General features: G+C 68.7%; 12 protein-coding genes and 1 tRNA gene. 11 read left to right on the forward strand and 2 right to left on the reverse strand.

Annotation, left to right across the window (positions count from 1 at the left end):
• The first annotated feature begins 11 nt into the window (after positions 1–11).
• Complete coding sequence (locus tag ACFYPJ_RS26465; RefSeq protein ID WP_389021971.1) at positions 12–506, forward strand: SUKH-3 domain-containing protein; 495 nt, start codon at positions 12–14, stop codon at positions 504–506.
• Between the two features lie 102 nt (positions 507–608).
• Here ACFYPJ_RS26465 and ACFYPJ_RS26470 read toward each other — a convergent pair whose 3' ends face one another.
• Positions 609–1,934 carry a sensor histidine kinase gene (locus ACFYPJ_RS26470; protein ID WP_389021974.1) on the reverse strand — a complete coding sequence of 442 codons (1,326 nt, stop codon included), beginning with the start codon at positions 1,932–1,934 and terminating at the stop codon, positions 609–611.
• Between the two features lie 166 nt (positions 1,935–2,100).
• On the opposite strand from ACFYPJ_RS26470, the gene ACFYPJ_RS26475 reads away from it, so the two are divergent.
• From ACFYPJ_RS26475 to ACFYPJ_RS26505, 7 genes are all read left to right on the forward strand, one after another.
• A complete protein-coding gene (locus tag ACFYPJ_RS26475; RefSeq protein ID WP_389021976.1) occupies positions 2,101–2,961 on the forward strand; it encodes a hypothetical protein in 861 nt (286 codons plus the stop codon).
• Between the two features lie 23 nt (positions 2,962–2,984).
• Positions 2,985–3,059: transfer RNA gene (locus ACFYPJ_RS26480), tRNA-Gln, on the forward strand.
• Between the two features lie 111 nt (positions 3,060–3,170).
• Positions 3,171–4,619 carry a bifunctional UDP-N-acetylglucosamine diphosphorylase/glucosamine-1-phosphate N-acetyltransferase GlmU gene (gene glmU, locus ACFYPJ_RS26485; RefSeq protein WP_389021979.1) on the forward strand — a complete coding sequence of 483 codons (1,449 nt, stop codon included), beginning with the start codon at positions 3,171–3,173 and terminating at the stop codon, positions 4,617–4,619.
• A gap of 127 nt (positions 4,620–4,746) precedes the next feature.
• Positions 4,747–5,727 carry a ribose-phosphate diphosphokinase gene (locus ACFYPJ_RS26490; RefSeq protein ID WP_389021982.1) on the forward strand — a complete coding sequence of 327 codons (981 nt, stop codon included), beginning with the start codon at positions 4,747–4,749 and terminating at the stop codon, positions 5,725–5,727.
• A 265-nt stretch (positions 5,728–5,992) separates the two neighbouring features.
• Complete coding sequence (locus tag ACFYPJ_RS26495; protein WP_389021985.1) at positions 5,993–6,589, forward strand: 50S ribosomal protein L25/general stress protein Ctc; 597 nt, start codon at positions 5,993–5,995, stop codon at positions 6,587–6,589.
• Positions 6,590–6,666: 77 nt separating this feature from the next.
• Positions 6,667–7,263, forward strand: coding sequence for an aminoacyl-tRNA hydrolase (gene pth, locus ACFYPJ_RS26500; protein ID WP_389021988.1), 597 nt, complete (start codon positions 6,667–6,669; stop codon positions 7,261–7,263).
• 82 nt (positions 7,264–7,345) lie between these two features.
• A complete protein-coding gene (locus tag ACFYPJ_RS26505) occupies positions 7,346–7,840 on the forward strand; it encodes a hypothetical protein (RefSeq protein ID WP_389021990.1) in 495 nt (164 codons plus the stop codon).
• A 124-nt stretch (positions 7,841–7,964) separates the two neighbouring features.
• On the opposite strand, the gene ppc is transcribed toward ACFYPJ_RS26505, so the two are convergent.
• On the reverse strand, positions 7,965–10,709 hold the full coding sequence (gene ppc, locus ACFYPJ_RS26510) for a phosphoenolpyruvate carboxylase (protein WP_389021993.1): 2,745 nt from the start codon (positions 10,707–10,709) through the stop codon (positions 7,965–7,967).
• A 354-nt stretch (positions 10,710–11,063) separates the two neighbouring features.
• On the opposite strand from ppc, the gene ACFYPJ_RS26515 reads away from it, so the two are divergent.
• The 3 genes from ACFYPJ_RS26515 to ACFYPJ_RS26525 all read left to right on the forward strand — a co-directional run bounded on the left by ACFYPJ_RS26515 (position 11,064) and on the right by ACFYPJ_RS26525 (position 13,467).
• Positions 11,064–12,071, forward strand: a complete 1,008-nt coding sequence (locus ACFYPJ_RS26515; protein WP_389021996.1) for an acyl-CoA desaturase — start codon at positions 11,064–11,066, stop codon at positions 12,069–12,071.
• Positions 12,068–12,742, forward strand: a complete 675-nt coding sequence (locus ACFYPJ_RS26520; RefSeq protein ID WP_389021999.1) for a TetR family transcriptional regulator — start codon at positions 12,068–12,070, stop codon at positions 12,740–12,742. The genes ACFYPJ_RS26515 and ACFYPJ_RS26520 overlap by 4 nt, the downstream gene beginning before the upstream one ends.
• A gap of 110 nt (positions 12,743–12,852) precedes the next feature.
• Positions 12,853–13,467, forward strand: coding sequence for a Uma2 family endonuclease (locus tag ACFYPJ_RS26525; protein WP_389022002.1), 615 nt, complete (start codon positions 12,853–12,855; stop codon positions 13,465–13,467).
• Positions 13,468–13,526: the final 59 nt, after the last annotated feature.

A 13,526-nucleotide genomic window follows, 5' to 3' on the forward strand; every position in this document is an offset into this window, starting at 1 on the left:
GACAAGGGCAGATGCACACCGACCGCGCCACCTCCACCCGCTTCACCGCACCCGTCGACGTCGCCCTGCGCGCCGCCGGCTGGCAGCCCGGCCGCTGGGACATACACCAGGCCGAGGTCTGGGCCGACGCCCTGCGCGCCCACGCCTCACCCGCCGGACACCGGCACGCCGTCTTCCCCGCCGCGGTCGAAGCCTGGGCCGAATTCGGCAGCCTCCACATCACCCCCACCGGCCCGGGCCGCCAGGTCGCCCCCGCCGCCCTGCACCTCGACCCCCTGCACGGCCTGCACCACGCCCGCACCCTCGGCGACCTCGGCCGCGCCCTCGACACCGAGACCTGCCCGCTCGGCGCGGAACCCGACACCGGCGCACTGCTCGCCATCGACATCGAAGGCCGCGTCTACGCCCTCGACCACACCGGCGACTGGTACCTCGGCCCCGACATCGACCGCGGCCTCACCACCCTCATCGCCGGCACCCAGCCGACCCGCCTGACCGCAGGCTGACCCACCACCCACCACCCGGCACCCGGCACACACCGCACCGGGCACCCTTCGGCCCTCACCCCGACCACCGGACACCCGGCACCGACCGCAGGAGCGCCCCGCTCACACCGCCGCAACGACCGCCGGAATCACCGCCGACACCCGGAAACCCCCCGCATCCGTCGGCCCCGACACGAAAACGCCGCCCAACGCCACGACCCGCTCCCGCATCCCGAGCAGACCATTGCCACCGGACGGCAACCGCGCCCCCGAAGCCGACGACGGCTCGGGCGGCGGCTCGTTCTCCACCTGCATCGCGATCTCCGACCGGCGATGCGCCAGCCGCACATACGTCTTGGCACCCGCCGCATGCTTGTGGACGTTCGTCAACGCCTCCTGCACCACGCGATACGCGGTCCGCTCGATCTCCTGACCATACGACCGCCCCTCACCCTCCACCGAGAGATCCACCACCATCCCCGCGGCGGCCGACTGCCCGATCAACTCGTCCAACTCCGACAGACACGGCCCCTCCCCCACACCGTCCTCCGCCGCCGCCCGGGACGCCGCCGCAGCAGCAGCCACCCCCACAGCCGCCAACGGCACCGGATCCGGATCCCGCGCCACCCCCTCCCCCGAACGCAGCACCCCCAGCATCTCCCGCAACTCCGTCAACGCCTGCCGGCCCATGTCCCCGACCAGCGCCGCGTTCCGCACCGCCTTCTCCGGATCCTTCCGCGCCACCGCCTGCAACGCCGCCGCATGCACCACCATCAGACTCACCCGGTGCGCCACCACGTCATGCATGTCCCGCGCGATCCGCGTCCGCTCCTCACCACGCGCCCACTCCGCCCGCTCCTCGGCCCGCTCCGCGAGCAACTGAAGCTCACGCTCCAGACTGTCCGCACGCTCCCGCAGACTCTCCATCAGCCGGCGCCGCGCACCCACGTACAGCCCCAGAAGCACCGGAGGAGCCGTCAACCCCAGCGAGGTGGTGATGGACGCGAACGGCTCGAACCAGTCACCGAGCGTCAGATCCCCGCGCGCCATGTCCTGCCGCACCCGCAGGAACGTGACGATCATCGTCCCGACCATCGACATCCCGGCCAACGCCACGATGATCCGACGTGGCAGTTCGGCGGCGGACAGGGTGTACAGGCCGACGACACCCATCAGGAAACCCATCTGGGCCGGGGTGATCGCGATCGCCACCAGAACGACGGCGATGGGCCACTTCCGGCGCAGCAACAGCACAGAACCGGCCAGCACCCCGAACAGGATCCCGACCACCACCGGGATCCCCGCGTCCCGGGCGAACGGCACGCCCTCCGCCCCGCACTCCGCGGCGGACACCACCGCAAGGCTCACGTCCAGCGCCGCACTGCGCCGTCTCACCCACCACCAGGGCCCCGCATGGGCCGCAGTGCGGTCTTCCCCCGTCATGGTCATGCGACCAGCCTACGGGCGCCCGGTGCCGCTTTTCCGGTGAGTTTCGTCTATCCGCACCCACCACACTCCGTGAGCGAACGACCCCGAAACGCCCGGATATCCCTCGAACTGCTGAACCATTACCATCCGCCCTCGGAACGGATCATTCCGGCCGGACGGTATGTCCATGGAACACGTGAGCGGCAAGTACGCCGACTTCGAAGGGCTGCGGGAGCGGGCGGTGGCGCTGCGGCGGGCGGGGCTCAGCCGACGGCAGATCCGAGACCGCCTGCACCTCGACAACAACGACATCCTCAATCGGCTCCTCGAAGGCGAACCGCCGCCGGAATGGACGAAACGACCGAACGCGAAGGACGACCTGCGGGACCGGGCCCGGGAACTGCGCCTTCAGGGCTGGACGTACGACCGGATCCAGGTGGAGCTGGGGTGCTCGAAGAGTTCGATCTCCCTGTGGGTCCGAGACCTGCCGAAGCCGGACCGGAGGCGGAACACGGAGGAGGCGGCGGCCATCGCCCGCAAGGGCTGGGAGGAGAGGCTCCGCATCCGCGACGAGGAACGGCACCAGACGAAGGTGGCCGCCGAACAAGCGATCGGTGACCTGTCCGACCGCGAGGTGTTCCTGGCGGGCGTGGTCCTCTACTGGGCAGAGGGCGCCAAGGACAAGACGTACAACCGTCGCGAAAAACTGCAATTCATCAACAGCGACCCGAATGTCATCCGGCTGTTCCTGCACTGGTTAGAAGTGCTCGGGGTGGAGCGCGAACGCCTGCGTTTCCGGGTGAGCATCCACGAGTCAGCCGACGTGATCGGCGCCGAAGAGTTCTGGGCCGGACTGGCAGGCGTGGCGCCGTCCACCTTCCAGAGGACCACCCTCAAGAAGGACAACCCGAAGACGAGCCGGAAGAACACGTCCGAGGCGTACCACGGCTGCCTGACCATCTATGTACTCGGAAGCGCCGACTTGTATCGTCGCACTGAGGGCGCCTGGTACGGCATAGTAGGAGGCGCCACTCGACAGACCGACTAATTGTCCGGTTTGGTAGAGAATATTCCCCCGTGGTGTAATTGGCAGCACTGTGGCTTTTGGTGCCATCTGTCCGGGTTCGAGTCCTGGCGGGGGAGCCACGTTCGGTTCGGGCCCTGACCCCCCCAGTCAGGGCCCGCTCTCATGTCCCCAACAAGTCGCCCCGGTATCCTGCGGATGTCCCCAACCCGTCAAAGCCGAAGGGCAACTCCGTGAGCGCCATTCGCCCGGCCGCCGTCGTCGTTCTCGCAGCGGGTGAGGGCACCCGTATGAAGTCGGCCACACCCAAGGTCCTGCACGACATCTGTGGTCGTTCCCTGGTCGGCCATGTGCTTGCCGCCGCACGCGAGTTGACCCCTCAGGAACTGGTCGTCGTGGTGGGGCACGCGCGTGAGCAGGTCACCGCGCATCTCGCCGAGCTGGATCCGCAGGCGCGGACGGCCGTGCAGGACCGGCAGAACGGCACGGGGCACGCCGTGCGGATGGCCGTGGAGGAGCTGGGGGGTGGTGTCGACGGGACGGTGATCGTGGTCTGCGGGGACACTCCGCTGCTCACGGGTGAGACGTTGCAGCGGCTCGCGGCCGTGCACCATGGCGACGGCAACGCCGTGACGGTGCTGACGGCGGAGGTGCCGGATGCGACCGGGTACGGGCGGATCGTGCGTGACGGTGTCTCCGGTGCGGTCACGGAGATCGTGGAGCACAAGGACGCCGACGAGGTCCAGCGCGCGATCCGTGAGATCAATTCGGGTGTGTTCGCCTTCGACGGGCAGTTGCTGGCGCAGGCGCTGGGGAAGTTGCGCCGGGACAACAGTCAGGGTGAGGAGTATCTGACCGATGTTCTCGGGATCCTGCGGGAGGCGGGGCATCGGGTGGGTGCGTGTGTGGCCGGTGATCACCGGGAGATCGCCGGTATCAACAACCGTGTCCAGTTGGCGCAGGCGCGTCGCATTCTCAATGACCGGTTGCTGGAGCGCGCCATGCTGGCGGGTGTGACGGTGGTGGATCCGGCGACGACGTGGGTCGATGTGACGGTTTCGTTCGAGCAGGACGTGGTGGTCCATCCCGGTACGGAGCTGCTTGGTTCGACGGTGTTGGCCGAGGGTGCTCAGGTGGGTCCCCGTGCGCGGCTGACGGACACGGTGGTGGGTGCGGGTGCCCGGGTGGACACGACGGTGGCGGATGGGGCGCAGATCGGGGCGGGGGCGAGTGTGGGTCCGTTCGCGTATCTGCGTCCGGGTACGCGTCTGGGGGTGAAGGGCAAGGTGGGTACGTTCGTGGAGACGAAGAATGCCCGGATCGGGGAGGGTACGAAGGTGCCGCATCTGTCGTATGTCGGTGATGCGACGATCGGTGAGTTCACGAACATCGGTGCTGCGAGTGTGTTCGTGAACTATGACGGGCAGGACAAGCATCACACCTCTGTGGGTTCGCACTGTCGTACCGGGGCGGACAACATGTTTGTGGCGCCTGTCACGGTGGGGGACGGTGCTTACACGGCTGCGGGGTCTGTGATCACGAAGGATGTGCCGCCCGGTTCGTTGGCTGTGGCCCGTGGGCAGCAGCGGAACATCGAGGGTTGGGTGGCACGGAAGCGTCCGGGGAGTGCCGCTGCGAAGGCTGCGGAGGAGGCGTCGGGGCAGGGGCGTAGCGAAGACTGACCGGAAACGGGTACGTGAAACACGGCGTACCGTGATAAGTGCACATCCGCACCCACCAGCCGAGTCGGCCTCTCTTGCTCCGGGAGGTTGTTCGCAGGGCTGGCGACACCTCTGAGGAGACAGTGCTGTGACCGGGATCAAGACGACCGGCAAGAAGAAGATGATGTTCTTCTCCGGCCGCGCCCACCCCGAGCTTGCGGAGGAGGTCGCCCATCAACTGGGGGTCGGGGTCGTCCCGACGAAGGCCTTCGATTTCGCCAATGGCGAGATCTATGTCCGGTACCAGGAGTCGGCTCGTGGTGCGGACTGTTTTCTGATTCAGAGCCATACGGCGCCGATCAACAAGTGGATCATGGAGCAGTTGATCATGATCGACGCGTTGAAGCGTGCGTCGGCGCGCTCCATCACGGTGATCGTGCCGTTCTACGGTTATGCGCGGCAGGACAAGAAGCACCGTGGACGGGAGCCGATCTCGGCGCGGTTGATCGCGGATCTGATGAAGACGGCGGGTGCGGACCGCATCCTGACCATGGATCTGCACACGGATCAGATCCAGGGTTTCTTCGACGGTCCGGTGGATCATCTCTTCGCGTTGCCGTTGCTGGCGGACTATGTGGGCGAGAAGGTGGACCGCGGCAAGCTGACGGTGGTCTCTCCGGATGCCGGCCGGGTCCGGGTGGCGGACCGGTGGTGTGACCGGTTGGGGGCGCCGCTGGCGATCGTGCACAAGCGCCGCGACAAGGACGTCGCGAATCAGGTGACGGTCCACGAGGTGGTGGGTGAGGTCAAGGGCCGGGTGTGTGTGCTGGTCGATGACATGATCGACACCGGTGGGACGATCTGTGCGGCCGCGGACGCGTTGTTCGCGCACGGTGCGGAGGACGTCATCGTGACGGCGACGCACGGGGTGCTCTCGGGTCCGGCGGCGGATCGGTTGAAGAACTCGCGGGTGAGTGAGTTCGTGTTCACGAACACGTTGCCGACGCCGGGTGAGCTGGGCCGGGATCTGGACAAGATCACGGTGTTGTCGATCGCTCCGACGATTGCGAGTGCGGTGCGTGAGGTGTTCGAGGATGGTTCGGTGACGAGCCTCTTCGACGAGCAGTGAGGTTTCTGCAGGTGTCCGGCTGAGCGTTTCGCCGCCGGGCGGGGCGGGTCACCGCCTGCCTGAAGATCCTTTTGGGTGTGGCCTTCCTGGCCGAGTAGACTGCTCAGGTTGCTCGGCGAGGGAGGCCGTGTCCCGTTTTGGGCGGGGTACGGCGGTCCGTTATCGACGCGCTCTTCGTAGCAGGCCGTTCGTGGCCGGGTGACTTTCCCCAGGCTCCGAGCGGGCCGGGGTGCCCGCAGTCCTACCGCCTCTACGAGGAGTGATCATGTCCGAGGTGAAGCTCGCCGTCCAGACGCGCACCGAGTTCGGCAAGGGTGCCGCACGTCGTGTCCGCCGTGACAACAACGTTCCCGGTGTTCTGTACGGTCACGGCTCGCAGCCGCTGCACCTGACCCTGCCGGGTCACGAGCTGCTGCTCGCGCTGCGTACGCCGAACGTCCTGATCGCGCTGGACATCGACGGCAAGTCCAACGAGCTGGCGATCCCGAAGGCCGTGCAGCGCGACCCGCTGAAGGGCTTCCTGGAGCACGTCGACCTGCTGCTGGTCAAGCGGGGCGAGAAGGTCACGGTCGAGGTTCCGGTGCAGGCCGAGGGCGAGCTGGCCCCGGGCGGCAACCTGCTGGAGCACGTGCTCGTCGCGCTGCCGGTCGAGGCCGAGGCCACGCACATCCCGCAGGCCGTCACGGTGTCCGTCGAGGGTCTGGAGGCCGGTGCCTCGGTCCTGGCCAAGGACGTCGTCCTGCCGTCGGGTGTGACGCTGGCGGTGGAGGAGGACGCGGTGGTCCTCCAGGTGCTGGCCGCGCAGGCCGAGGAGGCCCCGGCGGAGGCCGCCGAGGGCGAGGAGGCGACTGCCGAGGCGTGATCCGCGGCTCGGCGGTATAGGCTCCAGCCGCCGCTCCCTCGGGGGAGCGGCGGCTGTTGTGTGTGAAGGAGAAGGCCGTGACCACCCCTGTAGGTGCCCCCTGGCTGATCGTCGGGCTGGGCAATCCGGGACCCGAGTACGCGATGAACCGGCACAATGTCGGGTTCATGGTGGCCGATCTGCTGGCGGCGCGGATCGGGGGGAAGTTCAAGCGTGCCCAGAAGGCGCAGGCGCAGGTCGTGGAGGGCCGGATCGGTCCGGCCGGCCCGGCGAGCCGGCGGGTGATCCTGGTCAAGCCGCAGTCGTACATGAATCTGTCGGGCGGCCCGGTGAGCCAGCTGCGGGATTTCTACAAGGTGCCGGTGGCGCACGTCGTGGCGGTCCATGACGAGCTGGACATCGATTACGGGACGCTGCGGCTGAAGCTGGGCGGCGGGGACAACGGGCACAACGGGCTGAAGTCGATCACGAAGGCGATGGGGCCGGACTACCACCGGGTGCGGTTCGGGATCGGGCGGCCGCCGGGGCGGATGCAGGTGGCCGATTTCGTGCTGAAGGATTTCTCGTCGGCGGAGCGCAAGGAGCTGGACTACTTCGTGGACCGTGCGGCGGACGCGGTGGAGTGTCTGGTGGCCGACGGGCTGGAGCGGGCGCAGAGTTCGTACAACTCGTGACGGTGTGGGCGCCCGGGTCCGCCTCTGGGGCCGGCCGGGGCGGTCCGGCAGTGAGGTTTGACTCGGGGCACAGTTATGGCCAATGATCCCGGCCATGCCCGCCTCAGCTGCCACGTCCCGTCAGTCCCCGGTCACCGCGCTGCGGTTCGCCGCGATGGGGGCCCTCGCGGTGCTGATCCTGGTCGCGGGGGTGTGGGGTTCGTGGGGGACCGCGCAGTACGCGATGCTGACCAAGGGCCGGGAGAGCGGCACGGTCAAGGTGACGAGCTGCGCCGACGACACCTGTTCCGGGCCGTTCACGCCGGATTCGCCGGGGGCGAAGGCCCGCCGGAGCGTGGTGATCGCGCAGAGCGTCGCGGTGCGCAAGAACGAGACGTACGCGGTGGTGGTGAAGCCGGGTACCGACGAGGTCGTACGGTCGGGTCCGGCCGGAGTCCTGAACGCCTGGGTGCCATTGGGCGGTGCGCTGCTGCTGGCCGCGGTGGTGGTGGCGGGCGGACTGCGGCGGGCCCGGATCGCGTGGATCCTCGCGGGTGCCGGGTTCGTGCTGCTCACCTCGACGTTCCTGGCCATCTAGTAGGCGGCTTCGGCGGTCCTGGCCGTACGGGTGGATGGTTCCGGCGTCGCCGGCAAGAGCGGTGCCCCCACGCCGTGTCGGGTTTCCGTGGGCGTGGGGGCACCGTCGTGCCGGGTGGCCGGGGTCAGCCGGTGTTGCGCAGGCCCGCGGCGACGCCGTTGACCGTCAGGAGCAGGGCCCGGGAGAGCAGCGGGTCGGGCTGCTCGTCCGCGGCGGCCGTGTCGCGCTGCCGCTTGAGCAGGGCGACCTGGAGGTAGGAGATGGGGTCCAGGTAGGCGTCGCGGATGGCGAAGGTCTGCTTGAGGACCGGTTGGGCGTCGAGCAGTTCGTCCTCGCCGGTGATCCGCAGGATTTCGCGGACCGTCAGTTCGTGTTCGGCGGCGATGGTGTCGAAGACGTGCTTCAGTTCGTCGGGGACGAGGGTGTCGACGTAGTGGCGGGCGATCCGCAGGTCGGTCTTGGCGAGGGTCATCTCGACGTTGGAGATGAAGTTGCGGAAGAAGTGCCACTGTTCGTGCATCTCGGCGAGGACGGTGTCCCCTTCCTGCCGCAGGCCCGCCTCGCGCAGCGCCTTGAGGCCGGAGCCGACGCCGAACCAGCCGGGGACGATCTGCCGGGACTGGGTCCAGCCGAACACCCAGGGGATGGCGCGCAGTCCGTCGAGTCCGGCCCCGGAGTCGGGGCGGCGCGAGGGCCGTGAGCCGAGGTGCAGGTCGGCGAGTTGGTCGACGGGGGTGGAGGCGAAGAAGTAGGCGGGCAGGTCGGGGTCGTCGACGAGGCGCCGGTAGGCGGTGTGGGCGGCGTCGGAGACGACGTCCATGGCGGCGTCCCAGCGGGCCAGGGCCTCCACGGACTGCCGGGGAGCCGTGTGCAGGGCGGATGCCTGCAGGGTGGCCGCGACGGTCAGTTCCAGGTTCTCCCGGGCGAGGGAGGGGACGAGGTACTTGTCGGAGATGACCTCGCCCTGTTCGGTGACCTTGATCTCGCCTTCGAGGGTGCCCCAGGGCTGGGCGAGGATGGCGTCGTGGGAGGGGCCGCCGCCGCGGCCGACGGTGCCGCCGCGGCCGTGGAAGAGGCGCAGCCGGACGCCGTAGCGGTGGGCGACGTCGCGCAGCCGGCGCTGGGCGCGGTGGATCTCCCACTGGCTGGTGGTGATGCCGCCGAACTTGGACGAGTCGGAGTAGCCGAGCATGACCTCCTGGACGTCGCCGCGCAGGGCGACGAGCCGTCGGTAGGAGGGGTCGGAGAGCATGTCCTCCAGGATGGTGTCGGCGGCCTTCAGCTCGTCGGTGGTCTCCAGGAGCGGCACGATGCCGATCTTCGCCCAGCCTGCGTGCAGGTCGATCAGGCCGGCCTCGCGGGCGAGGACGGCGGCGGCGAAGACGTCGTCGGCGCCCTGGCACATGGAGATGATGTACGACTCGATGACGTCGGGGCCGAAGATCTCCAGGGCGCGCTTGACGGTCTGGAAGACGCCGAGGGTCTTGGCGCCGGCGGCGTCCACCGGTGCCGGGGTGGGTGCGAGCGGCCGGCGGGAGCGCAGTTCCTTGGCGAGGAGCTTGGACCGGTACTCGCGGGGCATGTCGGTGTAGCGCCAGGACTCCTCGCCGAGCCGGTCGAACAGCTGACCGAGGGCGTGGTGGTGGGCGTCGGCGTGTTCGCGTACGTCCATGGTGGCGAGCTGGAGGCCGAAGGCGGCCAGGGTGCGGATGTTGCGGCCGAGGCGGCCGTCGGCGAACAGGCCGCCGCGGTGTTGCCTGAGGGAGGTCTGGATGAGGCGCAGGTCGCCGATCAGCTCGGCGGTGCCGAGGTAGTCCCGGCCCGGTTCGTGCGGGGTGCCGGTGGCGAGGCGCTGCTTGGTGTTGACGAGTTTCTGGCGGACGCAGGTGGCCTTGAGCCGGTAGGGCTCCTCGGCGTTGAGCCGCTTGTAGCGGGGGCTGATCTCCGGCAGCAGGTCCAGGTCGGTGTCGAGGGACTGCAGGAGTTCCTCGGTGGCGCCGGTGTAGCGGATCGAGTTGGAGAGGAAGCCGCGCAGTTCGTCGATCATCTCCAGGGCGTCGTTGATGCCGTGCTCGTGCTGGAGGATGAGGACGTCCCAGGTGACGTCGGGGGTGACGTTCGGGTTGCCGTCACGGTCGCCGCCGATCCAGGTGCCGAAGGTGAGCGGGCGGCTGGCGTCGGGGATCTTGACGCCGACGCGCTCCAGTTCCGCGGTCAGGTCCTCCAGGACGTCGCCGACGGCGCCGGCGTGCAGTTCGTCCAGGTAGTAGATCGCGTTGCGGGCCTCGTCGGCGGGTTCGGGCCGTACGACGCGCAGTTCGTCGGTCTGCCAGACCAGGTCGATGTTCTCGGCCAGCCGGGTGTCGTGCCGGCGGCGGTCGGACTCGATGACGGGGGTTTCCAGGAGCGCGGCGATGCGCCGGAGCTTGGTGAGGACGCTGCGGCGCGCGGCCTCGGTGGGGTGCGCCGTGAACACTGGGCGAACGTTCAGGTGCCGGGCCGTCTGCTTCAGGTGCTCGGGGTCGGCGTCCTTGAGGCGGTCGGCGGTGCGGGCGAGCAGGCCGCCCTCGGCGGCGCGTCGGGCGCGCAGTTCGCGGCCGCGGTGGACCTGTTCGGTGACGTTGGCGAGGTGGAAGTAGGTGGAGAAGGCGCGCACCAGTTTGGCCGCGGTCTCCAGTTCGGTGCCACGCAGCAGCTCGGCGGCGGCTTCGCCGTCCTCGCGGGTGAGGCGGCGGACCTTCTCGACCAGTTCGAGCAGCTCGGGACCCTCCTGCCGCACGAGGGTCTCGCCGAGGAGGTCACCCAGTCGCCTGATGTCGGCGCGCAGCTCAGTGCTGGTCGTGATGGTCTGATCGTCGGCACTGCTCACAGATGCGACTCCTTGCAGTGTTGAGGATGTGTGTCGCGTCAGCGACTCCCCAGACGGGCGGTAGTGGGAGACGGGAGGGTTCGTCCTTAGGAGAACCCGGTCGTCCGCCGCGGCGGCGGGTGCCGCATACGGGCGGGACTGCCGGGAAGTAATCAGAGCGGACCGCGCTGTCCGACCGGGTTCCAGGATAGGTGTCCATGCGGACGCGCAGGCTCACGGGCTCTTGCCGCGGCACGCGGCGCTGCCATACTTACGACGCCGTAGGTTACGGAACCGTAGGGACGACCGCTCCGTCCCGTACGGTTCCGGCGGCCCGGCACCCGTCTCGGCCCTCGACTCCCCAGGGGACGTCCCATGACCAGTAGTTCCGATGTGATCGAAGACGACCGGAAGGCCACCGACCCCTTGGTCCCGTCCGCCACGCTGGGTGGCGAGCAGAAGCGCTCGATCGAGCAGATCACGCTGCTGCTGTTCATCACCGTCCCGTTCCTCGCGCTGGTCGCGGCGGTGCCACTGGCCTGGGGCTGGGGGGTCAGCTGGCTGGACCTCGGTCTGCTGGTCTTCTTCTACTACCTCGGCTGCCACGGCATCACGATCGGTTTCCACCGCTATTTCACGCATGGCGCGTTCAAGGCGAAGCGGCCCTTGCGGATCGCGCTTGCGATCATGGGGTCGATGGCGGTCGAAGGTCCCCTGGTGCGGTGGGTGGCCGATCACCGCAAGCACCACAAGTTCTCCGACGCGGAGGGCGACCCGCACTCGCCGTGGCGTTACGGCGAGACCGTGCCGGCGCTGATGAAGGGCCTGTGGTGGGCTCATATCGCCTGGATGTTCGATGAGGAGCAGACGTCGCAGGAGAAGTACGCGCCGGATCTGATCAAGGACCCGGCGATCAGGGCGGTCTCCCGCCAGTTCGTGATGTGGACCGTGGTGTCGCTGGCGCTGCCCGCGGTGATCGGCGGCCTGGCCACCATGTCCTTCTGGGGCGCGTTCACCGGGTTCTTCTGGGGGTCCATGGTCCGGGTGGCGCTGCTGCACCACGTGACCTGGTCGATCAACTCGATCTGCCACGCCGTGGGCAAGCGGCCGTTCCGCTCCCGCGACCGGTCCGGGAACGTGTGGTGGCTGGCGGTCCTGTCGTGCGGCGAGTCCTGGCACAACCTGCACCACGCCGACCCGACGTCGGCCCGGCACGGTGTGGAACGCGGTCAGCTGGACTCCTCGGCGTGGTTCATCCGCCGGTTCGAGCGGTTCGGCTGGGCGTACGACGTGCGCTGGCCGTCACGCTCACGTATCGATTCGCGCCGCAACACCGGGGAAGGCGGTTCCGGACGCGAGGCGGAGACCGCGCAGACGGCATGATTGACGCCGTGGCGACCGACTCCAGCACCCCAAGTCCCGAGAAGCCGCGGCGAGCGCGCCGCACCCGCATGACCGGTGCCGAGCGCCGCCAGCAACTGCTGGAGATCGGTCGTACCCTCTTCGCGGCGAAGGGTTTCGAAGCCACGTCGGTGGAGGAGATCGCGGCGAAGGCCGGGGTCTCCAAGCCGGTGGTCTACGAGCACTTCGGCGGCAAGGAGGGGCTGTACGCGGTGGTGGTCGACCGCGAGATGCGCCGCCTGCTGGACATGGTGACCAGTTCGCTGACAGCCGGCCACCCGCGTGAACTGTGCGAGCAGGCCGCTTTCGCGCTCCTCGACTACATCGAGGAGTACACGGACGGTTTCCGGATCCTGGTCCGCGACTCCCCCATCCCGCAGTCGACGGGTTCCTTCGCCTCGCTCATCTCGGACATCGCCACCCAGGTGGAGGACATCCTGGGCCGTGAGTTCAAGAGCCGCGGTTTCGACCCCAAGCTGGCGCCGCTGTACGCGCAGGCCCTGGTGGGCATGGTGGCGCTGACCGGCCAGTGGTGGCTGGACGTGCGCCGCCCGAAGAAGGCGGAGGTGGCCGCGCACCTGGTGAACCTGGCGTGGCACGGCCTGGACGGCCTGGAGCCGAAGCCGCGGCTGATCGGGCACCGTAGGAGTTAGCGGTGCCCACGACAACCGGGGGATGATCACCCGTTGTGATGACCCGTTGCCGGTTTCGGCGGCTACCGTGGGTACCCAGGCCGAGAATCCCGCTCATGGGAGGAATCACCATGACTGCCGAGCCGGGCGCCGCACACGACTCCGAGCCCGGCATTCACCTGCCCGTGCCGCCACCCGAGGGTTTCACGGTCGACGACCTGTTCACCCTGCCGAACCTCCCGCCGCACACCGAGTTGATCGACGGGAGCCTGGTTTTCGTGAGTCCGCAGCGTGATTTCCGCAGCATTGTGATCGACTTGCTGATGGTGGGCCTGCGTCGGAAGCTGCCGAGCGGGTTGAAGGTGCGTCGCGAGATGACTGTCGTCCTGAATGACCGCAACGCCCCGGAACCCGACGTCTGCGTCATCCGAGCGGATGCCTTCACCGGCCGGGAGCAGACCCGGTACCGGGCCGAAGACCTGCTCCTCGCGGTCGAGGTCGTCTCGCCGGACTCCGAGGCCCGTGACCGGGACACCAAACCTCTGAAGTACGCGGCCGCCGGCATCCCGCACTTCTGGCTGGTCGAGATGGCCGAGGGGGATCAGCACCCGGTGGTGCGGACCTACACACTGGATCCGGCGAGCAGGACCTACGTACTCACCGGCATCCACCACGACAAGCTGGAGCTGTCCGTGCCGTTCGGCATCGACATCGACATCAGCTCGGGCGCGCTCGACGAGCTGTGACGGCCGGCGCCAGGAACTCCAGCCGGTTGCCCACCGGGTCCGCGCTGAAGAAGCGCAGT

It is taken from the genome of Streptomyces sp. NPDC006012 (assembly GCF_042871185.1).
In the GTDB taxonomy this organism is placed as follows: Bacteria; Actinomycetota; Actinomycetes; order Streptomycetales; family Streptomycetaceae; genus Streptomyces.